The following is a 25944-nucleotide window of genomic DNA, read 5'->3' as shown; positions in this document are numbered from 1 at the left end:
CCGTCGGCTGCGGTCACCCGGCCATTGTGTCCTGCGGGGAGCCGGTCGCGGAGGTGAGTTCCCCCTCAGTGTGCCCGGCCGCACCGCAGGCGCAGTCGAGGTGGGGGCCGAGCCGTGCCGATCGCCAGTCCAGCATGGGCATCGCTGCCTCCCACCTCGTGCCCGTGCTGGCCGGCAGCTCTCCGTCGAGGAAGGACAGCGCATGGGCTGCGGCGAGTCCGGCCACCGCCGTAGCCAGACCCAGATCGCATGCCTGCACCGCGGTGCGCCGCCCGGACCTCCACTGCGCGAGCATCCTGGGCCACTGGGGATCCCGCTCCGCACGGTGCAGCGCGAGACATCCCGCACAGCCCGTGCCGCCGGGAAGCACCAGCGGGCCGACCACTCCTGTGGCCTCCACCACACCCGCGTACAGGTGTGGTGTGCCCGAGGCGATCCAGGGCGCGGCGACATCCGGGGCAGGGGCATGGACCGCGAGGCCGTCCCTGGGGGCCACCACGATCAGGGACAGTGCGGGCTCGCCTCCCGCCGGCACTCCGCCCGGCTCGTCCGCCCTGGGAGGTCTTCCGACCGCGGACCGGCGTACCAGTTGCCGGGCCGCCGTGTCCCGCCGCTCTCCCACCGAAGCCGCCGGGAGCCCTCCGGGTGCGACGTCCGAGGGCTCCGTCCGGCCTCCGTCGAGCACATCGACCCTGCCGACACCGGACGAGGAAAGGACTGCCGCGATCGTCGCGCCCACCCTTCCGGCACCCCGCACCTGCACGCGCATCGAGCGTCGTGCGGCCAGTGTGCGCAGCCCGCCGCCCGGAGCCGGATGGACGACGGAGAGCGACGCGGCGTCCGGGCGCTGACGCTCCAGGGTCTCGGCCCGCCGGCGCAGCGCCTCGGCCTCCGCGCCGCCCGCACCGGGATCGTCGAGCAGTCCGGCTTCCGTGAGGCGTGAAACGAGAATGTCCACATGACGGTCCGACAGATCCAGTGCTCTGGCCTCTTCGCGGAGAAGGGGCAGTCCGCGTGTTCCGTCGAGTAGTTCCAGAAAACTTCCGGTGGCGATATCCATCGGCCCCAGAGTCACCGCGTGCGCGGGCGTCACACCGAATTGCACGGTGTTCCGTCCACGCCAGGCGCGCCGGAGGGCGGGCTTCAGCATCGGATGCATGACTTCTCCCCGTTCGATGTCGAGATCCGTTGCCAGAATGCAACCTGGCGGCGAAACGGGCGAAAAGTTGTCCACAGGGCCGGGCATTAGTCGTTCAAATGGTGCAAGCCGAGAAGTGGATCAATGCCGGACGGTCCGGGGCGCGGGACTTCCCCCACCGGCAACGGGTAACGTCGAGGCGTGTCCGCCGACTCCTCACCCGGCCTCGCCGGGGAGACCCCCGCGCGCAGCGCCGGACGCCAGCAGCGCAGCGCAGCCGCCCAGCCGCCCCGCCCCCCTGCGATGAGCGCGGTCGAGGTCCGCAGGAGCGCCCGGCGCAGCAGAACGGTCTCCGCCTACCGCGAGGGGGACCGCACCATCGTCCTCATCCCGGCCCGGATGTCGGAGGCCGAGGAGCAGCGCTGGGTCGGAGTGATGCTGGACAAACTCGCCGCGCAGGAGAGCAAGCGCGTCATCGGGGACGGCGCGCTCGCCGAGCGCGCGGAGCGGCTGTCCGCCCAGTACCTCGGGGGCCGGGCCCGGCCCGCGTCCGTGCGGTGGGTGACCAACCAGAACACCCGCTGGGGCTCCTGCACCCCGGCCGAGGGCAGTATCCGTCTCTCGCACCGGCTGCAGGGCATGCCGGAATACGTGGTCGACTACGTACTCCTCCACGAGCTCGCCCACCTGCTGGTTCCCGGCCACGGGCCGCGCTTCTGGCGGCTTCTGGAGACCTACTCCCGTACCGAGCGCGCACGCGGTTACCTCGAAGGGGTCGCGGCGGCGGAGCGGCTTCCGCACCTGCCTGCCGCACGCGAGGAGTGAGTTGCCGATTCTGTACCGGATCTGTACCGGCTTGGCTCGATGTCGTGGTTTGCGGTTAGCCTGACGCGACGCAATCACCTTCGGGATGGGGGACGGTCGTTACGCATGGCCAGGGAATTTCAGCGCGGCCACAAGGCCAAGATCAGTGATCTCACGTCAGGGACGGATCTGTACGTCGGCGTACAGGTCGCCGGTCCCGGCCTGACGTTCGACATCAGCTGCTTCGGTCTGGACGCCAATGAGCAGCTCTCGGACGACCGTTATTTCATCTTCTTCAACCAGCCGAAATCTCCTGAGGAGTCCATTCAGCTTCTCGGCGCCCAGGCCGGTGACACCGAGTCGTTCCGCGTCACCCTCGACCGCATTCCGGCGAACATCCACAAGCTGTCCTTCACCGCCACGATCGACGGCGCCGGGCAGATGTCCCAGGTCGGTCCCGGATACATCCGGATCGTCGCGGGCGGCGAGGAAGTGGTGAAGTACGCCTTCACGGGCGCGGAGTTCACCACCGAACGCGCGGTGATGCTCGGTGACTTCTACCTGAAGGACGTCTGGCGGTTCGCCGCCGTCGGCCAGGGCTTCGACGGCGGACTGGACGCACTGCTGAAGAACTTCGGCGGGGAAGTCGCCGAGGAGGCACCCGCCGCTCCGCCCCTGGGCGCTCCGGGCTTCGCCCCGCCCGCCCAGGCCACCGCGCCTCCGGCGTTCGGTGCACCCACGGCCTCTCCGGCGGCGCCCGCACCGGCGTTCGGTGCTCCGGCACCCGCTCCCCAGCAGCCCATCCACGCCGCACCGACGATCGCGGCACCCATGGCGCCCGCCCCGCATGCACCGGCCCCGCAGGCACCAGCCCCGTACGGCCAGCCGCAGTTCGGGCAGGTGCCGGGACAAGGCACACCGCCGTACGGCCAGCAGCCTGCCGCGCCGCCGTACGGTCAGCAGCCGCCCGCCGCGCCGCCCTTCGGGCAGCAACAGCCGTTCGGCCAGCAGCCCCCGGGTGTGCCGCAGGGCGTTCCGCAGGGAGGCGCGGGGCTGCAGGCAGCCCTGCAGCCCTACAAGGAGACGGCGACCGGGCAGCGCTGGACCTCGCAGAACCAGCAACTGATGCGTGTCGACCTCACCATGGGCGGCACGCCCGTGCTGGCCCGACAGGGCAGCATGGTGATGTACCAGGGCAAGGTCGACTTCGGTTACAAGGGCGCAGGCTTCGCGGGCCGCATGGTCGGCAACGCGACCGGCCAGGAGATGCAGCTCATGCGCTGCACCGGCCGCGGCCAGGTCTTCCTGGCCGAGGAGGGGGCGCACCTGCATCCCATCGAGCTCCAGGGTGACGGCATCTGCGTCTCCGCCGAGAGCGTCCTCGCCTTCGACGAAACCCTGCAGTACGAGGTCCGCAGGATCGAGGGCCACGGCATTCCCGGCGGGGCTCTGTTCACCATGCAGTTCCAGGGTTCGGGAACCGTCGTCGTCAAGACGCACGGCGTCCCGGTCGTCCTGCCGGTCACCCCCACCACCTTCGCCGACGCCAACGCCGTGGTGGCCTGGTCGTCCGCGTCGCAGGTGATCCTCTCCAGCCAGGTCCGGCTGCGCCGCAACGCGTACCCGGGACACAGCGGGGAGACCGTGAACCTCCAGTTCCGGGGAGCTCCCGGGAACTTCATCGTCGTCCAGCCCTACGAGGTCTGAGGGAGCCCGTCATGAACCAGCAACTCGCGGGCTTCGCCCCGACGCCCGTCACGGCCCGGATGGAGAACCACGGCCGCACGATGCTCAAGGTGGCGATGGCCACCGGCCAGGACCTCTACGCACGTACCGGTTCGATGGTGGCCTACGAGGGCTTCATCCAGTACGAGCCCAATCCGCCCGCCGTTCGCCAGATCGCCTCGCAGTGGATCACCGGCGAGGGCACCCCGCTCATGAAGTGCTCGGGCGACGGACTGCTCTACCTCGCGGACTACGGCGCCGACGTGGTCGTCATCAATCTGAACAACGACTCGCTGTCGGTCAACGGCACGAACCTCCTCGCCTTCGACGGTCACCTCACCTGGGGCGTGGAGCGGGTCAAGGGGCTGGCGAAGTTCGCCGGCCAGGGCCTGTGGAACGTCGGAATCCAGGGCACGGGATGGGTCGCCATCACGTCGCGCGGCACGCCGATCGTCGTCGACTGCGGCAGGGGCGAGGACGAGACGTACGTCGACCCCGACGCCCTCGTCGCGTGGTCCCCGAACCTCAAGGTGAAGGGCAAGCGCAGCTTCAAGGCGGGCTCGCTCATCGGGCGGGGCAGCGGGGAGGCCTACCAGATGGCCTTCTCCGGCCAGGGCATCGTCGTCGTCCAGCCGAGCGAGGACAGCACCGACCGCCTGCGGGTCCGGAACTGAGCGGGGGGAGAACACATCATGCAGAGTCCGCTTTTCAGCCACACCGAACAGCAGTCGCAGGACCGGTACACGGTTCAGAACCCGCAGCTCCTGCGGGTCTCGCTGACCGGTCACGACGACGTCCTCGCCCGTAAGGGAGCCATGGTCGCCTATCAGGGCCTCATGGAGTTCGACGGCGAGTACCAGTCGCAGGGCCAGCGCCGCGCCCGCAGGAACACGGGCGAGGGCCTCGACCTGATGCGCTGCTCCGGCCAGGGCACGGTGTATCTGGCGAACCTCGCCCAGTACATCCACATGGTCGACGTGGACCACGAGGGCATGACGGTGGACAGCGCCTACGTCCTCGCCCTGGACTCCTCGCTGCACACCGAGGTCATCGCGGTGGACAGCCAGTACGGGATCTCCGGCACCGGCAAGTACCAGCTGAACATCTCGGGGAACGGCAAGGTCGCGCTGATGACCTCCGGCCAGCCGCTGATGATGGAGGTGACGCCGGACAAGTACGTCAACGCCGATGCCGACGCGATCGTCGCCTGGTCGAGCGGGCTCCGGGTGCAGATGCAGGCCCAGACCCACTCCTCGGGAGTCATGCGGCGTCGCGGTAGCACGGGCGAGGGCTGGGAGCTGAGCTTCCTGGGGCAGGGCTTCGCGCTCGTCCAGCCGAGCGAGGTGCTGCCCCCGCAGAACGCCCAGATCGGACAGGGTGCGGCGGCCCAGTTCGGTGTGGGCCAGCAGGGTGCGCACGGCCAGAACCAGAACAACGCCTGGAACTGAGCAGCCGCGCCCACGTGGCGCCCATGGGTGAGGGCGGTCTCCACCGGAGACCGCCCTCATCCATGGGCCGGTCCGGCCGCCTAGCCGGTCTGCTCCAGCCGCGCGCGGGTGCTCTCCATCAGCAGCACCACCGAGGTGTCCGCGACCGCAGCCACCTCGTCATAGGGGAACCAGCGCAGGTCCAGGGACTCCTCGCTGATCCGCTCCGTCGCGTCGGCGGACGCCGTGGCGGCGTACTGCACGTCCAGGTGCCAGTTGCACGGTGCCGGAATGGGGTGCCGGTCGAGACGGACGGGTCCACCGGGGAGCAGGGTGAGCCCGGTGATCCCCGACTCCTCCGTCGCCTCCCGCAGGGCGGCGGCCCGCAGGGTGGTGTCCTGCGGCTCGCAGTGCCCGCCCATCTGCAGCCACATCCGGAGCTTCTTGTGCAGGGTCAGCAGGACCCGGCCGCGCTCCGGGTCGATCACCAGGGCGCTTGCCGTCAGATGGCCGGCTCCGCAGGCCTTCCACATGCCGTCGGGGTGTCCGGCGAGATGGTCCAGGTATGCCTGCCGCAGGTGCGCCTGCTCTGCGTCCCTGCCATCGTCGTAGCCCTTGAGTACGAGTACCGCGTCGTCGTGCAGGGTCACTGGCCGGTGTCGTCCTTGCCCTTGTCGGCCGGGCCGTCGCCGGGCTCGTCGTCGCCCTCGGCCCGGTCCTTCGCCTCGTCCTCGGCGGAGGGCTTCCGGGGGCCCTTCGCCGCCTCTCCGAGCATCTTGTCCAGCTCGGAGAAGTCCAGCTGCTCGTGGTGGACGAAACCGTCCGGGTCGTCGAGGTCCGAGGCGGTGGGCAGCATGTCCGGGTGGCCCCACAGACCGTCGCGGCCGTCGACGCCCCGGGCATCCGTGAGCGAGGCCCACAGCCGCGACGCGTCACGCAGCCTGCGCGGCCGCAGCTGCAGCCCGATGAGCGTGGCGAAGGTCTGCTCGGCGGGGCCGCCCGACGCCCGGCGCCTGCGCATCGTCTCGCGCAGCGCGTCGGCCGAGGTCAGCCGGGACTTCGCCGCTTCGTGCACCACCGCGTCCACCCAGCCCTCGACGAGCGCGAGGGCGGTCTCCAGGCGTGCCAGCGACGCCTTCTGCTCCGGCGTGTCCTCCGGCTGGAACATGCCCTGCTGCAGGGCGTCCTGCAGCTGCTCCGGCTGCGACGGGTCGAACTGGCCGACGACGTCCTCGAGCTTGCTGGTGTCGACCTTGATTCCGCGTGCGTAGGCCTCCACCGCGCCGAACAGATGCGAGCGCAGCCACGGAACGTGGGCGAAGAGCCGCTGGTGAGCCGCCTCGCGCAGCGCGAGATACAGCCTGACCTCGTCCTGCGGCACGCTCAGGTCCTTGCCGAAGCGCTCGACGTTCAGCGGGAGGAGCGCCGCCTTGCCGGCCGGTGCCAGCGGCAGGCCGATATCGGTCGAGCCCACGACCTCGCCCGCGAGCACGCCCACGGCCTGCCCGATCTGCTGACCGAACATGGCGCCGCCCATCGACCGCATCATGCCGATGAGCGGGCCCGCCATGGCCTGCATCTCCTCGGGGAGGACGTCGCCCATGGCCAGACCGACGCGCTCGGCGACCGGGTCCACCAGCTGCTGCCAGGCGGGGAGCGATGCCTCGACCCACTCGGCGCGGCTCCACGCCACCGTCGAGACGGAACCCGACGGCAGAGAGGTCACGCCGTCCAGCCAGAGGTCGGCGAGGCGCAGCGCCTCGTCGACCGAGGAACGCTCCGCGGGACCGACACTGGCGTCCTTGCTGCCGTCAGCGGTGCCCTGCGACACGGTCTGCCGGGCGATCTGCTTGGCCATGTCCCAGTTGACCGGCCCACCCTCGTAGCTCAGCATCTGGCCGAGCTGCTGGAAGGCCGCACCCAGGTCGTTCGGGTTCATCGAGCCGAACATCGCGGCGAACGGGTTGTCGCCGCCCGCTCCCGGCCCGAAGCCGAACGGGTTCGCCGGCCCGCCCGGGCCCTGCCCACCACCGGTGGGGTCCTTCTTCTTGCCCTCGTCGCCGTCTTCCGGCTCCTCCGGCGGAAGGCCGAATCCGAATGGGGTGTCACTCACGGGTTTCCTCGGCTCGTAGGGCCGCCGGCTCGAACCGACGGCGACTGCCCGACATCACCATCCAGCGTAGACACCGAAGGCCGCTCGGGGCCTCAGTGCTCCGCCGGCTCCCGGCCTGCGGCAGGATGGACGCCACCTGGTACGCACGCGTCATTCGGGTACGTACTGAAGACAACCGCTGGAGACGCCCGGTGAGTTCCCCAGATCCACAGGTTCGCGCAGCGCGAAACCTGGCCGACCCCTCGACCGAGAGCAAGCCCACGAAAAAGAATTCCCGAAGCCGCGGTCCCGTCGTCGCCGTCACCGGCGCCGCAACCGGAGTCGGCGCGCTGCTCACCGCCCACCTCGCCGCATCCGACGAGATCAAGCAGGTCATCGCCATAGACGAGCGCCGAGGAGACGTCTCCGAGGCCACCTGGCACATCCTGGACGTACGGGACCCGGCCATCGCCGAGAAGCTGCGGGGTGCGGACGTCGTCGTGCACATGGCGGTCGATCTCGACCTGGAGACCGACGCCGCCGCCCGCACCGCGTTCAACGTGCGCGGTACCCAGACCGTGCTGACGGCGGCAGCGGCCGTGGGTGTCCACCGGGTCGTGCTGTGCACGTCGGCGATGGTCTACGGCGCCCTGCCCGACAACGACATCCCGCTCTCCGAGGACGCCGAGCTGCGTGCCACGGCGGAGGCAACCGGCGTCGGCGACCTGCTGGAGATCGAGAGGCTGGGCCGCCGGGCTCCCCGTGCCCACCCCGGGCTCAACGTCACGGTGGTGCGTCCCACCGTCCTGGTCGGCGGCACGGACACGGCACTCACCCGGTACTTCGAGTCCCCGAGGCTGCTGGTCGTCGCCGGATCACGCCCGGCCTGGCAGTTCTGCCACGTGGACGACCTGGTGAGCGCCCTGGAGTACGCCGCGCTCGAAAAGATCGAGGGAGAGTTCGCGGTCGGCTGCGACGGCTGGCTCGAGCAGGAGGAGGTGGAGGAGCTCTCCGGCGTGCGCCGCATGGAGCTGCCCTCCGCCGTCGCCCTCGGCGCCGCCGCCCGGCTGCACCGGATCGGCCTCACGCCCTCCCCGGCCGGCGATCTCGCGTACACCATGCACCCCTGGGTCGTCAGCGTGAGCCGGCTCCACGACGTGGGATGGCGTCCCCGGTGGACCAACGAGGAAGTCCTGGGGGCGCTCCTCGAAGAGGTCGAGGGCCGCCACACGCTCGCCGGCCGCCGGCTCGGCCGCAAGGACGCCACCGCGGCGGGTGCCGCCGGGGCCACGGTCGCCCTGCTCGGCACGGCAGCCCTGGTCAGGCGGGCCCGGAAGGCCCGTCGCCGCTTCTAGGAAACGGGCGGGCCGTCGTCCCACCCCGCAGGCGGCCGGTACGGCCCCCGTCGTCCGACGCTGGTAGGAGGCTCCAAGCAGACCGGCGCGCCACCGGTCGAAAGCGCTATTCCGGTATGTCGGTGCCGTGCGGCACGATGGCCCCATGGCACGTACTCACGATCACCCCGGCGAGCAGGCCGCCCAGGACCCCATCCGGCTTCTGGACATCCGTGACACGCCGCTCTCCGTCGACGAGGTCTTCCGCGCAGTGGGGGACGACGCCGCCGGAGGCATGGCCCTGTTCGTCGGCACGGTGCGCAACCACGACGACGGGCAGGACGTCGGCTCGCTCGGATACTCCTGTCATCCGACGGCCGGCGAGGCGCTCCGCCGGGTGGCCGAGAAGGTCGTGGCGGAGTTCCCGGTGCGGGCCCTGGCCGCCGTCCACCGGGTGGGTGAACTGGGTGTCGGCGATCTGGCCGTGGTCGTCGCCGTCTCGTGCGCCCATCGGGGTGAGGCCTTCGAGGCCTGCCGCACGCTGATCGACGACCTCAAGCACGAGGTCCCGATCTGGAAACACCAGCGTTTCTCCGACGGGACCGAGGAGTGGGTCGGCGCCTGCTGAGCGCAAACCGCCCCGGAGGTCATCAGCCCCGATTTGCGTAACCACCCCCCTGCCACGAGCGTTGGTGCTGCAGGTGGTTAATCTTCTGATCGTCAGTTGCGGTCGCTCATGGGGCAGGGAGGTCGTGATGGCTGCACTCGCATGGCTGTTGATTCCGCTTATAGCCGCTCTCGGCGCGGCGATATGGGGAGGGTGGGCAGCCCGCAATCGAACGACCGGTGATGTCACCGAACTCGCCGGCTACGCCAGGTTCCGTGAAGCGATGGAGAAGTCGGGCTCCGGTTCCGAGACCGTCTGAGACGGGGCGACCGTACACAGTCGCCAATTCCGCACCACCCCCGCCCGCCCTCCGGGCGAGTGAGCGCCGCGAGTGGACCCTCAGGGTTTCCGCTCCGCCTGCCCCCCCCCACGTCGACGGGCCCCGTACGGACCGGCCCCGACGGTGCACTGACAGGCCCTTCCCGTACTGTCGTTCCATGCCACGCCGCACCGCGACGATGCTCGCTTCGACTCTCATCCTGATCGCGCTGCTCTGCGCAGGCGTGCTGATTCCCGTGCCGTACTCGGAGATGTCTCCCGGGCCGACCGTGAACACGCTCGGTGACGCCCGTGGCGAGCCGGTGCTGCACATCACCGGCCACAAGACCTACCCGACGTCCGGGAACCTCAACATGACGACCGTCCGCGTCACCGGCGCGGACTACGACATGAACATCGTCGAGGCCGTCTACGGGTGGCTGGCCCACGACAGCGTGGTCGTGCCGCACGACACGCTCTATCCGGACGGCAAGACCGAGGAGCAGTCGACCCAGGAGAACGCCGAGGAGTTCAGCCAGTCCCAGGAGAGCGCCAAGGTCGCCGCGCTGGAGGAGCTGAAGATCCCCGTCACCTCCCGTGTGGTCGTCTCGACGGTGGTCAAGGACAGTGCCGCGGAAGGCGTGCTGCACGCGGGCGACGTGATCAAGGCCGTGGACGGTACGGCGGTGGAGAAGCCCGAGGACGTCGCGAAGCTGGTCACGAAGCACCGGCCCGGCCAGGACGTCGTCTTCACGGTCGTCCCCGTCAAGGCGGCGGCAGCGGCGGAGAAGGCGGGTAAGGAGCCCAAGGGCTCCCACGACGTGACCCTCACCACCCGCAAGGCGCCGGCGGACCCGGCGGACCCCTCGGGCGAGGACCGGGCGATCGTCGGCATCCAGGCGGGGACCGACCACACCTTCCCGTTCGATGTCGACATCAAGCTGGCCGACGTCGGTGGTCCGAGCGCAGGGCTGATGTTCTCGCTGGGCATCATCGACAAGCTCACACCGGGCAAGCTGACGGGCGGCAAGTTCATCGCCGGCACGGGCACGATCGACGACAGCGGCAAGGTCGGACCGATCGGCGGGATCACCCTCAAGCTGGTCGGCGCGCGCGACGCCGGCGCGCGGTACTTCCTGACGCCGGACGACAACTGCTCGGCCGCGGCCTCCGACACCCCGAGCGGACTCACCCTGGTGCGGGTGAAGACCCTCGACGACGCCAAGAAGTCGCTGGAGAAGATCAGCGCGGGGGACACGGCCGGCCTGCCGAGCTGCTCGGCAGGCTGAGAGCCTGTCGGGTGACCTCTGATCAGAGGTCACCCGACAGGCTCCGAGGCCGTCCCCCGCTGGGGACGTCAGGACTCGAACGTGGCCGCGAGCGCGTCGGCCAGTCCGGGGACCAGACCGGCGCCGGTGAGGACCTCGGTCGCGGAGTCCTTCTCGCGCAGCCTGACCGCGGAGTCGCGGGCTCCGTCGCGCAGCACGGCCACGGTCATCCGCACCTCCTGCCGGTCGGGGTGGCCGGCGACCCACTTGGTGAGATCGGCGTCGCCGAGGCCCTCCGGTACGGAGGCCTCCGCGGACGGCGGCAGCATCAGCCGCTCCACGGTCATGGCGCAGCCGACCACGGCGTCGGGCCAGGCGATCGTGGCGAGGAATTCGTCCAGCGCTGTGCCATCGGGCAGCTCCTCCTGCTCGACGGGGGTGAGGGTGGCGGGCACCGCAGCGGTGTCGTCGAGGCCGAGCTGGGCGGCGAGGCCCGGCTCCTGGGCGCGCAGCCGCGCGGTGTCGACCAGGGCGAACAGCCGGGCGGGCTGGTCCCAGCCGAGGGTCGCGGCATAGGCGTCGATCTCGAGGACGGCGACGGTGAGAGGACTCGCGGCCATCGGGGGGCCTGAGGGGGAAACGTTGGGCATGGTCAATATCCTGCCTCCTTCCGCCCCGGGAACGGGAACTAGGTAAAGCCTCAGTAAGTTGCATAGGTGGGCTCTACGATCGCGGGGCCCGCTTCTTACGACCGCGAACTTCGAGGTGCGCACGTTGGCTTTCCAGATGCCGGACCGCGGCGGAGGCCCGACCGGGCCACGGATCAGAGTCGGCCGCCCGTCCCGGCGCGTCCGTACCCTGCTCATGACTCTGGGGGTCCTGGCGGTTCTCGCCATGGCCTTCGTCATGTTCGCTGGGTTCTGGACGGACTGGCTCTGGTACAGGTCGGTCGAGTATTCGTCCGTCTTCACCACCACTCTGTGGACCAAGATCGGACTGTTCCTCGTCTTCGGACTGCTGATGGCTGTGGCCCTCGGAGTGAACATCTGGCTCGCGCACCGGCTCCGGCCGCCGCTGAGCGCGATGTCGATGGAGCAGCAGAGCCTCGACCGCTACCGGATGAGCGTCGCCCCGTACAAGAAATGGGTCCTGCTCGCCGTCACCGCGCTCGTCGGCCTGATCGCCGGGGCCTCGGCCTCGGGACAGTGGCGTACCTGGCTGATGTATGTGAACGGCGTGCCGTTCGGGCAGAAGGACCCCCAGTTCAAGCTGGACGTGTCCTTCTACGCCTTCGACCTGCCGTGGTACCGCTTCCTCCTCGGGTTCGGCTTCGCGGCCGTCGTGCTGTCGCTGATCGCGGCGGCGCTCACCCACTACCTGTACGGCGGACTGCGGGTCACCAGCCCCGGCGCGCGCGCCACGGGGGCGGCCACCGGCCATCTCTCCGTGCTGCTCGGCATCTTCGTGTCACTGAAGGCCGTGGCCTACTGGCTCGACAGGTACGGCCTGGCGGTGAAGTCCAGCGACTTCAAGGCCACGGACAACTGGACGGGCCTGCGATACGTCGACGCCAACGCCTACCTGCCGGCGAAGACCATCCTGTTCTGCATCGCCGTGATCTGCGCCGTGCTGTTCTTCGCGACGCTCTGGCGGCGCACCTGGCAGCTGCCGGTGATCGGCTTCGGCCTGATGGTGCTCTCCGCGATCCTGATCGGCGGGCTCTACCCGGCGATCGTGCAGAAGTTCCAGGTCCAGCCGAACGAGCAGGCCAAGGAAGCGCCGTTCATCCGTAAGAACATCGACGCGACACGTGATGCCTACGACATCGACGACGCGAAGGTGGACGACTACTCAGGCAAGAGCACGACGACGGACGGGGCCAAGCTCCGGGCCGACGCCGACGCTGCCGCCAGTTACCGGGTGATGGACCCCAACGTCGTCTCCCCGGCCTTCCAGCAGCTCCAGCAGAAGAGGAACTACTACCAGTTCCCCAAGACGCTGGACGTCGACCGGTACAAGGGTGAGGACGGCAAGGAGCAGGACACCGTCATCGGCCTGCGTGAGCTGAACCTCGAAGGTCTCCCCAAGCGGAACTGGATCAACGACCACTTCACGTACACCCACGGCTACGGCGCCATCGCGGCGCGGGGCACCACGACGGGCACGAACCCGACTGGCTCACCGGACTTCACCGAGTCGGGCCTCCCGACCACCGGTGAACTGCCGAAGTACGAGCAGCAGATCTACTACGGCGAGAAGACCGAGCAGTACTCCATCGTCGGAGGGCCCCAGAAGGAGCTCGACTACGAGGAGGACGGCGAGAAGACCACCAGCTACAAGGGCGACAGCGGGGTCAGTCTCTCCAGCGCCTTCAACCGCGCCGCCTACGCGGTCTCCTTCAGCGAGCCGCAGATACTGTATTCGGGAGCCATCGGCGACGGTTCGCGGATCCTGTACAACCGCACTCCCAAGGAACGCGTCGAAGCGGTGGCGCCCTGGCTGACGATCGACGGCGACGCCTACCCGGCGGTCGTCGGCGGCCGGATCCAGTGGGTCGTCGACGCCTACACCACGACCAACGGCTATCCGTACGCCTCGCGTACGACGCTCGGCGACACCACGGCCGACTCGCTGACCACCAACCAGCGTGCGGTCGTCGCCCAGCAGAACCAGGTCAACTACATCCGCAACTCGGTGAAGGCCACCGTCGACGCGTACGACGGCAAGGTGAAGCTCTACGAGTGGGACACCGAGGACCCGGTGCTCAAGACGTGGCGCAAGGCATTCCCGGGGACCGTGAAGTCGCGGGCGGACATCCCGAAGGACCTGATGGACCACCTGCGGTACCCGCAGGACCTGTTCAAGGTCCAGCGGGAGCTGCTCACGCGCTACCACGTCCAGAACCCCGCGCAGTTCTACAGCGGAAGCGACGCCTGGCAGGTGCCGGACGACCCCACCAACAAGGAGCCGGGGGCCGTTCCGCCGTATTACCTGAGCATGAGGATGCCGGGTCAGGACACGCAGAAGTTCTCCCTGACCACGACCTTCACACCGAAGGGGCGTCCCGACCTGGGGGCGTTCATGGCGGTGGACGCGGACGCGGCCAGTGACGACTACGGCACGATAAGACTGTTGAGAGTCACCACCACGGTGAAGGGCCCGGGTCAGGTCCAGAGTGAGCTCAACGGCAACGACGACGTCGCCGAGTTCGTGAGGAACCTCAAGGGCACCGACTCGGACATCGAGTACGGCAACCTGCTCACCGTGCCGCTGGACGGGGGCTTCCTCTACATCGAGCCGGTGTACACGCGCGGTGGCACGCAGAACTACCCGCTGCTGCGCAAGGTTGCCGCCTCGTACGGGTCGAAGATCGTCTTCGAGAACAGTCTCGGGGAGGCGCTCAACGCGGTCTTCGGGGTCCAGGGTCCCGATACGACGAACCCGCCGACGCAGCCGACCGAGCCACCGGGCGACACCACGGAGCCCCCGGCCACCGGGGACGCGGCGCTGAAGAAGGCCATCGCGGACGCCCAGAAGGCCTACACGGCCGGCGAGGAGGCCCTGCAGAAGCAGGACTGGACCGCGTACGGCAAGGCGCAGGCGGAACTCCAGGACGCGCTCAGGAAGGCGGCGGCGGCCCAGCCCAAGGGCGGCGCCGACGGCGTGGACTCGTCGGACGGCTCCGGCGGCGAGGGTGCTGACCAGGGCAGCTGAGAAAGCACCACCCCGCGGCGTGGTACGGTTTGAACACAACGACGCGGGGTGGAGCAGCTCGGTAGCTCGCTGGGCTCATAACCCAGAGGTCGCAGGTTCAAATCCTGTCCCCGCTACTGAATGACGAAGGCCCGGATCCTTTTTGGATCCGGGCCTTCGTCATGCCGTGGGCCCTCCTCCAAGTTGTGCGACTGAAGTGCGGTTCGCTGAGCACGAGTTGGGTGCGAACGTGTTTCACTTGTCTCTCTGTGGGCATGTCGACAAAACGCTGAAGTGACCTCACTGGCCGCGATATACCAGGTGTACGCGGGTTACAGGTGGTGCGACGATGGTATTTATGGGGGACAGGGCAACTCTGTTGGAGACAGGGCGGTTTGTGCAGCGACGCGGCCGGACGGCGGAAAACGTGGCAGATGCGGCATTCGCCGCTGCCGTGGCCGAGCCCTCCGCGGGTGCCCGCGAGGCCGCCGCCATCGTCGTGGACCTCGACGAGCCGAGTGCCGCCGCACCCGGCACCGAGAGCGCGGGCGCGGCCGGGAGCACCGACACCGCGGACACCGCGGACCACTCCGACGAGACCGAGGCGCGGCACCGGCGTGCCGCCGAGGCCGGCGACGCCGGGTCGATGAGCGTGCTCGGTGCCCTCCTGCTGCGCCGCGGCGACCTGGACGGCGCCGAGACCTACCTGCGCGCGGCCACGGCCGAAGGCGACCGGGCCGCGGCCAACAACCTGGGTGTCCTCCTCCATCAGCGTGGCTACCCGGACGAGGCGGCGGGCTGGTGGCGCATCGCCGCCGTGGCGGGCTCCGCCGCCGCCGCGCACGCACTCGGGCGCCACTTCCGTGAGCGCGGTGACGAGCCCGGAGCCGAGTACTGGCTGCGCCAGTCCGCCGAGCAGGGTCACGCGCTGGGCGCGTACGCCCTCGCCGACCTGCTGGAGCACCGGGGCGACGTGGGCGCCGAGCGCTGGCTGCGCGCCGCCGCGGAGCAGGGCCACCGCGAGGCCGCGTACCGCCTGGCGCGGGCGGTCGAGCGCAACGCGGTCGGCGACGTGTACGACACCCTCGGTCCGGGGCGCGTCCTGGGCGGGGGAGTGCCGCCGGAGCGGCCGGTGACGGGCCCGCCGGTGAAGCGGGACAGCCCCGTCGCGGGCCCCGACGCCGGCCGGGTCGGTGAGGCCGAGCAGTGGTACCGGCAGGCCGCCGCGCGGGGACACCGCCGGGCGGCCCTCCATCTCGGAGCCATCCTCGAACAGCGAGGGGAGCTGAAGGAGGCCGGCCGCTGGTATCTCACCGCCGCCAAGCAGGGCGAGCCCCGGGCGGCGTGCGCCCTGGGCTTCCTGCTGCGCGACGCGGGTGACGAGGAGAGCGCGGCCGTGTGGTGGCTGCGTGCGGCCCAGGACGGCGACGGCAACGCCGCCAACGCGCTGGGCGCGCTGCACGCCGCACGAGGCGAGCAGCAGACGGCCGAGCGCTGGTACCGGGCCGCCATGGACGCGGGGGACGTCAACGGCGCCTACAACCTCGGACTGCTCTGCGCCGCCCAGGACCGGATCCCGCAGGCGGAACAGTGGTACCGCCGTGCCGCCTACGCCGGTCACCGGGAGGCGGCCAACGCACTGGCCGTGCTGTTGCTCCAGGCCGGGGACGCGAGCGGGGCGGAGCCGTGGTTCTCCAAGGCGGCCGAAGCGGGCAGCGTGGACGCCGCGTTCAACCTCGGCATCCTGCACGCGGGCCGCGACGAGGACCGTACGGCCTTCGGCTGGTACCAGCGGGCGGCGGCGGCCGGGCACACCGACGCCGCGCTGCAGGTGGGCATGGCCCTGCTGCGGGACGGCGAGGAGCAGGAGGCCGAGCGTCATCTGCGCTGCGCTGCCGGCGGTGGCAGTGCCGAGGCCGCCTTCCGGCTGGCCGGAGTGCTCGACCTTCGCCAGCCCGCGCCGGGGCCTCCCGCGCTGGGGGAGCCGATGCCGGAGAAGACCGAGTGCGAGGAGTGGTACGAGAGGGCGGCCGAGCAGGGGCACCGCCGCGCCCAGGTGCGGGCCGGGATGCTCGCGGCCGCACGCGGGGACATGGAGAGCGCCGCGCGCTGGTACCGCGAGGCCGCAGAGTCGGGCAGCCGCAACGGTGCCTTCAACCTCGGCCTGCTGCTCGCCCGTGAGGGCAGTGAGCGTGAAGCCGCCCTGTGGTGGAGCCGCGCAGCGAACGACGGGCACGGCCGGGCCGCCCTGCGCCTCGCGCTGCTCGCCGCACGCCGGGGTGAGCTCACCGAGGGGCAGCGCTGGTGTGCCCGAGCGGTCGAGCTGGGACCTGCCGAGGTGGCCGAGCGGGCCGCCCGGCTGCTTGAGGCGCTGCACCAGGAGCTCACCGCGTGACGGCGCGTTGCGGGCGTCTCCGGGCTGCTCACGGGTGGCCGGCGAATGAATTTGCTCCGCCCGGTGGGGGTGCCGTACTGTTGCACTCACAACGACGCGGGGTGGAGCAGCTCGGTAGCTCGCTGGGCTCATAACCCAGAGGTCGCAGGTTCAAATCCTGTCCCCGCTACTGAAGACAGAGGCCCGGATCCTTCCAAGGATCCGGGCCTCTGTCGTATGCGCCCGTGCAAAGACTTCAGGCGACCGCCGTGCCGCGCGAGGGCTGGGTGAACGTGTCCGCTCCGAAGGGTTCGCGGGGTTCGCGCCGAGACCGGTACGCGGAAGCCGGACAGGCCCGCGCGCGGGCGGCCCTGGTGGCGCGTCAGACGGTGGTGGCGCAGTTCGGGCAGACGCCGCGGTAGGTCACTTCGACGTCCGAGACCGTGAAGCCGAAACGTTCTTCGGCCGGCAGGTCCGCCATCGGGTTGCCGGACGGGTGCACGTCGCGGATAGCGCCGCAGCGTCCGCACACCAGGTGCTGGTGGGGGCGGTGGGCGTTCGGGTCGTACCGCTTGGCCCGGCGGTCGGTGGAGACCTCGATGACCTCGCCGAGGGAGACCATCTCGCCCAGCGTGTTGTACACGGTGGCGCGGGAGATCTCCGGAAGCAGGGTGACGGCCCTCGCGTGAACCTCGTCCGCTGTCAGGTGCACGTGGTCCCCCTCGAGGACCTCGGCCACGACGCGCCGCTGAGCCGTCATTCGCCAGCCGCGTCCACGAAGTCGTTCCAGGAGGTCACTCATGGGGCCAGCCTAGCAGCGGGACGGCTCTGTCCTGAGTGGGTTTGACTTTAGATGGCTGATTGACTTGGACAAAGTCCATTGTAGGATCGTTCTCGGTATTGGGCAGGACAGGCTGCGCGGACACGACAGTGCGCAGGAAAGACTCATGGAGGCGCGCGTGACGCAGGGACCGCTCACCACGGAGGCCGGGGCACCGGTGGCCGACAACCAGAACAGCGAGACCGCCGGCCCGGGGGGACCGGTCCTCGTCCAGGACCAGGCGCTCCTGGAGAAGCTCGCGCACTTCAACCGGGAGCGCATTCCGGAGCGCGTCGTCCACGCACGTGGCGCCGGCGCCTACGGCACGTTCACGCTGACCCGTGACGTATCGCAGTGGACCCGGGCGAAGTTCCTCTCGGAGGTCGGGAAGCAGACCGAGACCTTCCTCCGCTTCTCCACGGTGGCGGGCAACCTCGGCTCCGCCGACGCGGCGCGGGACCCCCGTGGCTGGGCGCTGAAGTTCTACACCGAAGAGGGCAATTACGACCTCGTCGGCAACAACACCCCGGTGTTCTTCATCAAGGACGCCATCAAGTTCCCCGACTTCATCCACACCCAGAAGCGCGACCCGTACACCGGCTCGCAGGAGGCGGACAACGTCTGGGACTTCTGGGGCCTCTCGCCCGAGTCCACGCACCAGGTGACCTGGCTGTTCGGCGACCGCGGCATCCCGGCCTCCTACCGTCACATGAACGGTTACGGCTCGCACACCTTCCAGTGGAACAACGAGGCCGGCGAGGTCTTCTGGGTCAAGTACCACTTCAAGACCGACCAGGGCATCAAGAACCTCACCACCGAGGAGGCCGTCCGCCTCTCCGGCGTCGACCCGGACAGCCACCAGCGTGATCTCCGCGAGTCCATCGAGCGGGGCGACTTCCCGAGCTGGACCGTGCAGGTCCAGATCATGCCCGCGGCCGAGGCCGCGGACTACCGCTTCAACCCCTTCGACCTCACCAAGGTGTGGCCGCACGAGGACTACCCGCCGATCGAGATCGGCAGGCTGGAGCTCAACCGCAACCCGGAGAACGTCTTCGCCGAGGTCGAGCAGTCGATCTTCAGCCCGGCGCACTTCGTGCCCGGCATCGGTCCGTCCCCGGACAAGATGCTCCAGGGCCGCCTCTTCGCGTACGGCGACGCCCACCGCTACCGCGTCGGCATCAACGCCGACCACCTGCCGGTGAACCGTCCCCACGCCACCGAGGCGCGCACCAACAGCCGGGACGGCCACCTCTACGACGGCCGCCACAAGGGTGCGAAGAACTACGAGCCGAACAGCTTCGGCGGCCCGAACCAGACCGACCGGCCGCTCTGGCAGCCCGTGCCCGTCACCGGCGGCTCGGGCAACCACGAGGCGCCGGTCCACTCCGAGGACAACGACTTCGTGCAGGCGGGCAACCTGTACCGGCTGTACTCGGACGACGAGAAGGCCCGGCTGATCGACAACCTCGCCGGGTTCATCGCCAAGGTCTCGCGCGACGACATCGCCGACCGCGCGATCAACAACTTCCGTCAGGCGGACGGAGACTTCGGCAAGCGACTGGAGGCCGCGGTCCAGGCCCTGCGCGGCTAGTACGGACGCGTTGCCGACGGTGGCGGGCCGGATCTCCCTGGACGTTTCAGGGGTCCGGCCCGCCGCCGTGCCCGGCCCTCGCCCGGTCAGACCGCCAGCTCGGCGGGCCGCCTCCTGGCAGGGGTCCAGCACCGGATGATGTCGCGTACCGAGACGATGCCGATGGGGCCGTCCCCGTCCAGCACGATCAGATGCCGGAAGCCCCCGTGCGTCATGGCTTCCGCGGCCTCTTCGAGGGTCCACGTGGGGGAGGCGAAGACCACGTCGGTGGTGGTGTGGGTCGAGGCGGTCTCCACGTCGGGATCCTGTCCGGCGCCCACGGCGTTGAGGATGTCGCGTTCGGTGATGATCCCGAGGCCGCAGGTGTCGGGATCGTGGACGACGGCTGCTCCGATCCGGCGGGCCGACATCAGCCGAGCCGCCTGGCGGAGGGTGTGGGCCGGGCCGATGGTGAGGACCAGTGTGCTCATGGCGTCGCGGACGAGCATGGAACGAGCCACCTCCTTCGTCATGCGAACCCGGGAGCGGCCTTCGTGAGCCGATTCACAAGTTCACAAATGGGGGGACTCTCAGAGTCGCACCCCGCGCAGCACTGAACAAGGGGGTGTGTGCGCCGGGACGGTTGTTCGGACGGGCCGGCGATGCCGGGGAGCACGAGACCCCGGCACGATCGCGGCGCGGGGTCAGTAGCGCTGGTTCAGATAGCCGAGAAGTTCCTCGTGCAGCAGCCCGTTCGACGCGGCCGCGTTGCCGCCGCCGGGACCGGAGACCCCGTCCAGGCTCGTGAAGCGCCCGCCGGCCTCCTGGACGATGATCGCGTTCGCCGCCATGTCCCACAAGGAGAGTTCCGGCTCCGCGCAGATGTCCACCGAGCCCTCGGCGACCATCATGTACGGCCAGAAGTCCCCGTAACCGCGCGTACGCCAGCAGGCCCGCGTCAGGTCCATGAACCCGTCGAGCCGGCCCTGCTCCTCCCAGCCCGTCATCGAGGCGTACGCGAACGAGGAGTCCGCGATCCGCTCGACCTCCGACACGCGCAGCCGCGTCGCGGAGGTCAGGCTGCGGCCGGAGAAGGCGCCGGCGCCCTTCGCCGCCCACCAGCGCCGGTTGAGCGCGGGAGCCGAGACCACGCCTACCACGGGCTGGAAACCGTGCTCACCCGCCTCCATCAAGGAGATCAGCGTCGCCCAGACGGGGACGCCCCGCACGTAGTTCTTCGTGCCGTCGATCGGATCGACGACCCAGCGCCGCGGACCGGTGCCCTCGACCCCGTACTCCTCGCCCAGGATCGCGTCGCGGGGCCGTGCCCGGTGCAGATGACCTCGGATGAGCTCCTCGGCGTGTTTGTCCGCCTCGCTGACCGGGGTCATGTCCGGCTTCGTCTCGACCTTGAGGTCCAGAGCCTTGAACCGGTCCATCGTCGCCGCGTCGGCGGCGTCCGCCAGGACATGGGCAAGGCGCAGATCATCGTGGTAATCGGGCATGCCGTCACAGTATCCACAGCCACCCGCCCGGGCTACACGGACCCGTGCGCGCGCCGGGCTGTTCCGCGCGCGGACCCTTGACAGGGGCCCCGGCCGCGTCAACTCTGAAGCGCAGGTCCCGGCGTGGGAGGCGACGATGCCGACAGCGCGTGAAGCCCTTCTGGACGCCGCGCACTCGGCGCTCTCCGGGCAGTCCTGGACGTCGGTGCGCATGGTCGACGTGGCGGCCCGGGCCGGGGTGTCCCGGCAGACGCTCTACAACGAGTTCGGCAGCAAGGACGGCCTGGCCCGCGCCCTCATCAGGCGCGCGGCCGACGGCTACCTGGCGGGCGTCGACCGGACGCTCGGCGCCGACCGGAGACAGGGGGGCGGGCCCGCCGAGCTAGCCCGCTGGACGGTCCGGGCGGCCGGCGCGAACGTACTGGTCAAAGCGTTGCTCACCGGTGTCTGGGGGGAGCGCTTACCCCAGCCGGTGGCTCCCGCGGCCGGGCTCCGCGCGGGTCGGGCGCTGCCCACACCCGTCGAACTGCTCACGCTCGTACGGGACCGGGCGGTCGTGGCCCTGCGGGAGGACCCGGCAGCGTACGACCGGGCGAAACTGGAGCTGGCCTGCGAGATCGCGCTCAGGCTCGCCGTCTCGTACGCGCTGGTGCCGGCGGATCCCGTGGCCGGCCGGGTGGGAGACGCCCCGGAGGCTCAGGCCGAGGACCCCGAGAGCTGCAGCCCGATGACCCCGACGATCACCAGGGAGATCGACACCAGCTTCAGCGTGGAGACCACGTCGTCGAGGAAGACCATGCCGTAGATCGCCGTGCCCGCCGCCCCGATACCGGTCCACACGGCGTACGCGGGGCCGACGTCGAGCTTCTTCAGTGCCAGCGTGAGCAGACCGAAGCTGCCCAGCGCGAACGCGCAGAACGCGATCGTCGGCCAGAGCCGGGTGAATCCGTGCGAGAGCTTGAGGCACACGGCGAAGCCGGTCTCGAGCAGTCCGGCGACCACGACCAGCAACCACGCCATCGTCCGTGCCTCCCACGTAGGTGACGCCTCGTCACGCTCGACGCGATTATGCCCTTACCAGCCGCCGGACCTCGCAAACGTGCGCGAGTCGGACTGCGTGAGCCGACCCGCGGTGCCTCAGTCGCCCTCGCGCCGTTCCCGGGTCGAGAGGAGCCTGCGCAGCGAGTCGAGGCGCGCGGGGTCGGCGTGTCCGTCCGCGACCCAGGCGTCCAGGGCGCACTCCGGCTCCTGACCGTCGTGCGTGCAGCCACGCGGGCAGTTCTCGGTGCCGGGCTGGAGGTCGGGGAACGCGTTGATCACACGGGAGGGGTCGACGTGGTGGAGACCGAAGGACCGCACGCCCGGGGTGTCGACCACCCAGCCGCGGTCGTCCGGCAGCGGCAGGGCGAGCGCCGACGTGGTGGTGTGACGGCCGCGGCCCGTGACCGCGTTGACCACGCCCGTCGTGCGGCGCCTGTCCTTCGGGACCAGGGCGTTGACCAGGGTCGTCTTGCCGACGCCCGAGTGCCCGACGAAGGCCGTCACCCGGTCGTGCAGCAGCTCGCGCACCCGCTCTGCGGCATCGCCGCTCTCCAGCTCCTCGCGGCTGGTCACGATGTACGGCACGCCCAGCGGGGTGTACGCCTCCAGGAGCTTGTCCGCCGAGGCCAGGTCGGACTTCGTCAGGACGAGGAGCGGGCTGAGCCCGCCGTCGTAGGCGGCCACCAGACAGCGGTCGATCATGCGGGGCCGCGGCTCGGGGTCGGCGAGTGCCGTCACGATGGCCAGCTGGTCGGCGTTGGCCACGACCACTCGCTCGAAGGGGTCGTCGTCGTCGGCCGTGCGGCGGAGCACCGAGGTGCGGGCGCCGATCCGCACGATGCGGGCCAGGGTGTCCTTGTCGCCGGACAGGTCGCCGACGAGGGAGACGCGGTCGCCCACCACGGCGGCCTTCCGGCCCAGCTCCCGGGCCTTCATGGCCATCACCGTGCGGTCGTCGACCAGGCAGGTCAGCCGGCCCCGGTCGACGGTGAGGACCATGCCCTCCTGGGCGTCCTCGTGCTTGGGGCGGGTGTGCGTCCGGGGCCGGTTGCCCTTGGGGTTGGGACGGAAACGGATGTCGTCCTCGTCGGGGTTCTTCCCGTAACGGCGCACGTCCTCAGACCCCGCTGCTTCCGCGGGAGGCGCCGAGTGCCCCGGGGGCGACGCCGACCGCGCCGGACGGCTCGCCGAGCATGCCGGTCCACATCTCCGGGAAGTCCGGCAGGGTCTTCGCGGTCGTGCCGACGTTCTCGATCTCCACCCCGGCCACGGCGAGGCCGATGATCGCGCCCGCCGTCGCCATCCGGTGGTCGTCGTACGTGTGGAACACCCCGCCCCGCAGTGGCCGGGGCCGGATGTGCAGACCGTCGGCGGTCTCCGTGACGTCGCCGCCGAGGCCGTTGATCTCCTTGGTCAGCGCGGCCAGCCGGTCCGTCTCGTGCAGCCGCAGGTGGGCGACGCCGCTCAGCGTGGACGGGGAGTCCGCGAGCGCGGCGAGGGCCGCGATGCCGGGCGTCAGCTCACCGACCTCGCTCAGGTCGACGTCGATCCCGTGGACGGTGCCCGAGCCCGTGAAGGTGAGGCCCCGCTCGGTCAGCTCGCACGAGCCACCCATTGCGGTGAAGATCTCGCGCAGCGCGTCACCCGGCTGGGTGGTCCGCAGCGGCCAGTCGGGGACGGTGACGCGGCCACCGGTCACCAGCGCCGCCGCGAGGAAGGGCTGGGCGTTCGAAAGGTCGGGCTCCACGGTCAGATCGCGGCCCAGCAGCGCGGAGGGGGAGACCCGCCAGACGTTCGGCTCGCCCCCCGACTCGGGCTCGTCGACCTGGGCGCCCACCGAGCGCAGCATGTCGACCGTCATCCGGATGTGCGGCATGGAGGGCAGCGCGGAGCCGGTGTGGCGGACCTCCACCCCCTGGTTGAAGCGGGGCGCGGACAGCAGCAGCGCGGAGACGAACTGGGACGAGGAGGAGGCGTCGATCGCCACCGGCCCGCCGTCCAGAGCACCCGCTCCGTGCACGGTGAGCGGGAGGGTGCCCCGGCCGTCGTCGTCGATCCGGGCGCCCAGCGCCTTCAACGCGTCGATCACACCGTGCAGGGGGCGCTCGTAGGATCGGGGGTCGCCGTCGAAGTGGACGGGACCGTCGGCGAGACAGGCCACCGGCGGCAGGAAGCGCATGACCGTACCCGCGTTGCCGACGTCCACCCGGGCCGGGCCGTGCAGACCGGCCGGGATGACCCGCCAGGCCTCGCCGGAGCCGTCGGGGCCAACGCCTTCCTCGATGCCGACCCCCATCGCGCGCAGGGCCTGCGCCATCAGCAGGGTGTCGCGGGACCGCAGCGGGCGGCGCAGCCAGCCGGGCTCGGAGGACAGTGAGGCGAGCACGAGAGCGCGGTTGGTGACCGACTTCGATCCGGGCACGGTGACGGTCGCGTCGACGGCCCCGGTCGCACGGGGGGCGGGCCAGAGGGCAGGGTGCACGGCACTTTCGGTCATGCCCCTCACTTTAGTGGCTCACCGCAAACCCAGATCCTGATCAAAAGGGCAGAAACCGGGGCGTAATACAAGGGTGATACAGGGCCGGTGCCCACCCGCGCCCCGCCCACCGGCCTTCACAGCCCGAGCAGCCAGCGCCCGCCGCCGATCATCGAGCTGAGTGAGACCACGTGGAAGAGGAACAGCCACATCGCCGCCGGGGCGTGCGTCAGCCGTGCGAGCTGGTCGGCGTCGGAATCGGGCGCACCGCCGTAGCGCCGCTTGGACTGCAGCTCGAACGCCGGGCGTACGCCGCCGAGCAGCAGGAACCAGACCACGGTGTACGCGAACGCCGCCTGGACCTCTGCCGAGGTCAGCCACGACACGAGCAGGAAGGTCGTGCCCGTGAGGATGACCGTCAGTGCCCCGTACAGGTTGCGGATCATGACCAGCATGACCGCCAGGAGCGCCGTCGCCAGCCACAGGAGCAGGGTGATCCGGCCGTCTGCCAGCAGCCAGGCCCCGCCCAGCCCGAGCAACGGGGGCGCCGTGTAGCCGGCCGCCGCGGTGAGGATCATGCCGATGCCGGTGGGCTTGCCCCGGCTGACGGTCAGCCCGCTGGTGTCCGAGTGCAGCCGGATACCGGAGAGCTGGCGTCCGGTGAGCAGGGCCACCAGCCCGTGACCCCCTTCGTGCGCGATGGTGATCGCGTTGCGGGAGAGCCGCCATATGAGGTTCGGCACGACGGCGACGAGCGCCGCGGTGGCCGTCACGACCACCAGCCACTGCGCGGGGGCGGCCTGGGTTCCGAAGACGCGGTCCCACAGCTCACCCAGATCGGTGCTGTCCATGGCGCGGGCGGCTCCTTCCATGCTCGAGGGATTCACGTCCGCTCGACCGGCGGGTCGTGGCAGTCTGGCACTTATGTGCGGACGGTATGCAGCGAGTCGGCGGCCAGAGGATCTGACCGGGCTCTTCGGTGTCGAGAAGTGGGAACCGACCGAGACCCTGGAGCCCGACTGGAACGTCGCGCCGACCAAGGAGGTCTACGCGATTCTGGACCGTCCTGTGAAGGACGCGGACGACCAGCGGCCGGTTCGCCAGCTGCGCACCCTGAAGTGGGGGCTCGTGCCGTCCTGGTCGAAGACACCGGAGGGCGGCGCACGCATGATCAACGCGCGCGCGGAGACCGTCCACGAGAAGCCGTCATTCCGCCGCCCCTTCGTGTCGAGGCGCTGCATCCTGCCCGCGGACGGCTACTACGAGTGGGTCACCGGCGCCGACGAGCGGCAGCTGGAGGAGAAGGGGAAGAGGAAGCGGCCCCGTAAGCAGCCGTACTTCGTGACGCCCGCCGACGGCTCCGTCTTCGCCATGGCCGGCCTGTACGAGTTCTGGCGGGACCGGACCCTTCCCGACGACCACCCGCAGGCCTGGTGGGTGACCTGTTCGGTGATCACCACCGAGGCGGAGACGACGCCGCTCGCCGTGGCCCCCGCGGAGGGGCCCGGCTCGCTCTCCGACATCCACCCCCGGATGCCGCTGATGCTCACGCCCGACCGCTGGGACGACTGGCTCGACCCGTCGCGGACCGACGTCGAGGAACTGAAGGCGCTGCTCGCGCCGCCGCCCGGCGGTCTGATGCGCGCCTACCCGGTGGCCACCACCGTCAGCAACGTCCGCAACAACGGGCCGGAACTCCTGGAGGAGCTGGCCGCGCCCGAGGTGAGCACGCTCTTCTGACCCGGCAGGATG

Annotated in this window: 24 protein-coding genes and 2 tRNA genes; 15 read left to right on the top strand and 11 right to left on the bottom strand. The window is 70.4% G+C overall.

Features of this window, described 5'->3' with window-relative positions; translation table 11 throughout:
* Positions 1-13: 13 nt before the first annotated feature.
* On the bottom strand, positions 14-1159 hold the full coding sequence (locus OG206_RS11345) for a ThiF family adenylyltransferase (RefSeq protein WP_327114918.1): 1146 nt from the start codon (positions 1157-1159) through the stop codon (positions 14-16).
* A gap of 180 nt (positions 1160-1339) precedes the next feature.
* Between OG206_RS11345 and OG206_RS11340 the strand changes: the two genes are divergently transcribed.
* The 4 genes from OG206_RS11340 to OG206_RS11325 all read left to right on the top strand — a co-directional run bounded on the left by OG206_RS11340 (position 1340) and on the right by OG206_RS11325 (position 5115).
* Entirely contained in the window at positions 1340-1963 is a 624-nt protein-coding gene (locus tag OG206_RS11340) for a M48 metallopeptidase family protein (RefSeq protein ID WP_327114916.1), read from the top strand.
* Between the two features lie 105 nt (positions 1964-2068).
* Positions 2069-3649, top strand: a complete 1581-nt coding sequence (locus OG206_RS11335) for a TerD family protein (protein ID WP_327114914.1) — start codon at positions 2069-2071, stop codon at positions 3647-3649.
* Positions 3650-3660: 11 nt separating this feature from the next.
* A complete protein-coding gene (locus OG206_RS11330; RefSeq protein ID WP_327114912.1) occupies positions 3661-4341 on the top strand; it encodes an AIM24 family protein in 681 nt (226 codons plus the stop codon).
* Between the two features lie 18 nt (positions 4342-4359).
* The gene (locus OG206_RS11325) at positions 4360-5115 is read left to right on the top strand and encodes an AIM24 family protein (protein WP_327114910.1); all 756 of its coding nucleotides are present in this window, start codon (positions 4360-4362) and stop codon (positions 5113-5115) included.
* An 80-nt stretch (positions 5116-5195) separates the two neighbouring features.
* Here the strand turns inward: OG206_RS11325 and OG206_RS11320 are convergent, their stop codons facing one another.
* Together OG206_RS11320 and OG206_RS11315 are read right to left on the bottom strand one after the other, a co-directional pair.
* Positions 5196-5744, bottom strand: coding sequence for an NUDIX hydrolase (locus OG206_RS11320; RefSeq protein WP_327114908.1), 549 nt, complete (start codon positions 5742-5744; stop codon positions 5196-5198).
* On the bottom strand, positions 5741-7207 hold the full coding sequence (locus OG206_RS11315; protein ID WP_327114906.1) for a zinc-dependent metalloprotease: 1467 nt from the start codon (positions 7205-7207) through the stop codon (positions 5741-5743). Before OG206_RS11315 ends, OG206_RS11320 begins: the two co-directional genes overlap by 4 nt.
* A 191-nt stretch (positions 7208-7398) precedes the next feature.
* On the opposite strand from OG206_RS11315, the gene OG206_RS11310 reads away from it, so the two are divergent.
* From OG206_RS11310 to OG206_RS11295, 4 genes are all read left to right on the top strand, one after another.
* The gene (locus tag OG206_RS11310) at positions 7399-8541 is read left to right on the top strand and encodes an SDR family oxidoreductase (protein ID WP_327114903.1); all 1143 of its coding nucleotides are present in this window, start codon (positions 7399-7401) and stop codon (positions 8539-8541) included.
* Between the two features lie 145 nt (positions 8542-8686).
* On the top strand, positions 8687-9148 hold the full coding sequence (locus OG206_RS11305; protein WP_327114901.1) for a molybdenum cofactor biosynthesis protein MoaE: 462 nt from the start codon (positions 8687-8689) through the stop codon (positions 9146-9148).
* A gap of 127 nt (positions 9149-9275) precedes the next feature.
* Positions 9276-9446 (top strand): hypothetical protein, encoded by a 171-nt coding sequence (locus tag OG206_RS11300; RefSeq protein WP_327114899.1) that lies wholly within the window; start codon positions 9276-9278, stop codon positions 9444-9446.
* A gap of 178 nt (positions 9447-9624) precedes the next feature.
* Entirely contained in the window at positions 9625-10734 is a 1110-nt protein-coding gene (locus OG206_RS11295) for a YlbL family protein (RefSeq protein WP_327114897.1), read from the top strand.
* Positions 10735-10802: 68 nt separating this feature from the next.
* On the opposite strand, the gene OG206_RS11290 is transcribed toward OG206_RS11295, so the two are convergent.
* Positions 10803-11363, bottom strand: a complete 561-nt coding sequence (locus tag OG206_RS11290) for a PPA1309 family protein (protein WP_327114895.1) — start codon at positions 11361-11363, stop codon at positions 10803-10805.
* Positions 11364-11499: 136 nt separating this feature from the next.
* Here OG206_RS11290 and OG206_RS11285 point away from each other — a divergent pair, with 136 nt between their 5' ends.
* From OG206_RS11285 to OG206_RS11270, 4 genes are all read left to right on the top strand, one after another.
* Positions 11500-14427, top strand: a complete 2928-nt coding sequence (locus OG206_RS11285) for a UPF0182 family membrane protein (protein WP_327122239.1) — start codon at positions 11500-11502, stop codon at positions 14425-14427.
* A gap of 42 nt (positions 14428-14469) precedes the next feature.
* Positions 14470-14543 (top strand) — tRNA-Met (locus OG206_RS11280).
* A gap of 212 nt (positions 14544-14755) precedes the next feature.
* Positions 14756-16801 (top strand): tetratricopeptide repeat protein, encoded by a 2046-nt coding sequence (locus OG206_RS11275; protein WP_327114893.1) that lies wholly within the window; start codon positions 14756-14758, stop codon positions 16799-16801.
* A 95-nt stretch (positions 16802-16896) separates the two neighbouring features.
* A tRNA-Met gene (locus OG206_RS11270) sits at positions 16897-16970 on the top strand.
* 192 nt (positions 16971-17162) lie between these two features.
* Here OG206_RS11270 and OG206_RS11265 read toward each other — a convergent pair.
* Entirely contained in the window at positions 17163-17582 is a 420-nt protein-coding gene (locus OG206_RS11265; protein WP_327114891.1) for a Fur family transcriptional regulator, read from the bottom strand.
* Positions 17583-17727: 145 nt separating this feature from the next.
* On the opposite strand from OG206_RS11265, the gene OG206_RS11260 reads away from it, so the two are divergent.
* A complete protein-coding gene (locus OG206_RS11260) occupies positions 17728-19191 on the top strand; it encodes a catalase (protein WP_327114889.1) in 1464 nt (487 codons plus the stop codon).
* Positions 19192-19277: 86 nt separating this feature from the next.
* Here OG206_RS11260 and OG206_RS11255 read toward each other — a convergent pair whose 3' ends face one another.
* Positions 19278-19679: a CBS domain-containing protein gene (locus tag OG206_RS11255; protein ID WP_327122238.1), complete on the bottom strand. Its 402-nt coding sequence runs from the start codon at positions 19677-19679 to the stop codon at positions 19278-19280.
* Between the two features lie 195 nt (positions 19680-19874).
* Positions 19875-20675, bottom strand: coding sequence for a histidinol-phosphatase (gene hisN, locus OG206_RS11250; RefSeq protein ID WP_327114887.1), 801 nt, complete (start codon positions 20673-20675; stop codon positions 19875-19877).
* Positions 20676-20811: 136 nt separating this feature from the next.
* Between hisN and OG206_RS11245 the strand changes: the two genes are divergently transcribed.
* Entirely contained in the window at positions 20812-21480 is a 669-nt protein-coding gene (locus OG206_RS11245) for a TetR/AcrR family transcriptional regulator (RefSeq protein ID WP_327114885.1), read from the top strand.
* Here OG206_RS11245 and OG206_RS11240 read toward each other — a convergent pair.
* The 4 genes from OG206_RS11240 to OG206_RS11225 form a co-directional block, all read right to left on the bottom strand.
* Complete coding sequence (locus OG206_RS11240) at positions 21372-21695, bottom strand: DMT family transporter (RefSeq protein ID WP_327114883.1); 324 nt, start codon at positions 21693-21695, stop codon at positions 21372-21374. The two genes, OG206_RS11245 and OG206_RS11240, sit on opposite strands and share 109 nt — an antisense overlap.
* A 117-nt stretch (positions 21696-21812) precedes the next feature.
* Positions 21813-22829: a ribosome small subunit-dependent GTPase A gene (rsgA, locus tag OG206_RS11235; protein WP_327114881.1), complete on the bottom strand. Its 1017-nt coding sequence runs from the start codon at positions 22827-22829 to the stop codon at positions 21813-21815.
* Positions 22830-22833: 4 nt separating this feature from the next.
* Complete coding sequence (aroA, locus tag OG206_RS11230) at positions 22834-24213, bottom strand: 3-phosphoshikimate 1-carboxyvinyltransferase (protein WP_327114879.1); 1380 nt, start codon at positions 24211-24213, stop codon at positions 22834-22836.
* A gap of 116 nt (positions 24214-24329) precedes the next feature.
* Entirely contained in the window at positions 24330-25043 is a 714-nt protein-coding gene (locus tag OG206_RS11225; RefSeq protein ID WP_327114877.1) for a M50 family metallopeptidase, read from the bottom strand.
* Positions 25044-25116: 73 nt separating this feature from the next.
* Here OG206_RS11225 and OG206_RS11220 point away from each other — a divergent pair, with 73 nt between their 5' ends.
* Positions 25117-25932: an SOS response-associated peptidase gene (locus OG206_RS11220; protein ID WP_327114875.1), complete on the top strand. Its 816-nt coding sequence runs from the start codon at positions 25117-25119 to the stop codon at positions 25930-25932.
* Positions 25933-25944: the final 12 nt, after the last annotated feature.

The sequence above is a fragment of the Streptomyces sp. NBC_01341 genome, assembly GCF_035946055.1.
GTDB lineage: Bacteria > Actinomycetota > Actinomycetes > Streptomycetales > Streptomycetaceae > Streptomyces.
The sequence above is the reverse complement of the archived record's forward strand: the minus strand, read 5'-3'. Positions and strand labels throughout refer to the sequence as shown.

Bases quoted from the DNA above. Each gene is read 5' to 3' on its own strand.
- OG206_RS11225 (WP_327114877.1), bottom strand. From the start codon at position 25,043: ATGGACAGCACCGATCTGGGTGAGCTGTGGGACCGCGTCTTCGGAACC.
- OG206_RS11295 (WP_327114897.1), top strand. From the start codon at position 9,625: ATGCCACGCCGCACCGCGACGATGCTCGCTTCGACTCTCATCCTGATC.
- OG206_RS11335 (WP_327114914.1), top strand. From the start codon at position 2,069: ATGGCCAGGGAATTTCAGCGCGGCCACAAGGCCAAGATCAGTGATCTC.
- OG206_RS11325 (WP_327114910.1), top strand. From the start codon at position 4,360: ATGCAGAGTCCGCTTTTCAGCCACACCGAACAGCAGTCGCAGGACCGG.
- OG206_RS11285 (WP_327122239.1), top strand. From the start codon at position 11,500: ATGCCGGACCGCGGCGGAGGCCCGACCGGGCCACGGATCAGAGTCGGC.
- OG206_RS11290 (WP_327114895.1), bottom strand. From the start codon at position 11,363: ATGCCCAACGTTTCCCCCTCAGGCCCCCCGATGGCCGCGAGTCCTCTC.
- OG206_RS11300 (WP_327114899.1), top strand. From the start codon at position 9,276: ATGGCTGCACTCGCATGGCTGTTGATTCCGCTTATAGCCGCTCTCGGC.
- OG206_RS11240 (WP_327114883.1), bottom strand. From the start codon at position 21,695: ATGGCGTGGTTGCTGGTCGTGGTCGCCGGACTGCTCGAGACCGGCTTC.
- OG206_RS11220 (WP_327114875.1), top strand. From the start codon at position 25,117: ATGTGCGGACGGTATGCAGCGAGTCGGCGGCCAGAGGATCTGACCGGG.
- OG206_RS11260 (WP_327114889.1), top strand. From the start codon at position 17,728: ATGGAGGCGCGCGTGACGCAGGGACCGCTCACCACGGAGGCCGGGGCA.
- OG206_RS11275 (WP_327114893.1), top strand. From the start codon at position 14,756: ATGGTATTTATGGGGGACAGGGCAACTCTGTTGGAGACAGGGCGGTTT.
- OG206_RS11255 (WP_327122238.1), bottom strand. From the start codon at position 19,679: ATGCTCGTCCGCGACGCCATGAGCACACTGGTCCTCACCATCGGCCCG.
- hisN (WP_327114887.1), bottom strand. From the start codon at position 20,675: ATGCCCGATTACCACGATGATCTGCGCCTTGCCCATGTCCTGGCGGAC.
- OG206_RS11330 (WP_327114912.1), top strand. From the start codon at position 3,661: ATGAACCAGCAACTCGCGGGCTTCGCCCCGACGCCCGTCACGGCCCGG.
- OG206_RS11265 (WP_327114891.1), bottom strand. From the start codon at position 17,582: ATGAGTGACCTCCTGGAACGACTTCGTGGACGCGGCTGGCGAATGACG.
- OG206_RS11305 (WP_327114901.1), top strand. From the start codon at position 8,687: ATGGCACGTACTCACGATCACCCCGGCGAGCAGGCCGCCCAGGACCCC.
- aroA (WP_327114879.1), bottom strand. From the start codon at position 24,213: ATGACCGAAAGTGCCGTGCACCCTGCCCTCTGGCCCGCCCCCCGTGCG.
- OG206_RS11345 (WP_327114918.1), bottom strand. From the start codon at position 1,159: ATGCATCCGATGCTGAAGCCCGCCCTCCGGCGCGCCTGGCGTGGACGG.
- OG206_RS11245 (WP_327114885.1), top strand. From the start codon at position 20,812: ATGCCGACAGCGCGTGAAGCCCTTCTGGACGCCGCGCACTCGGCGCTC.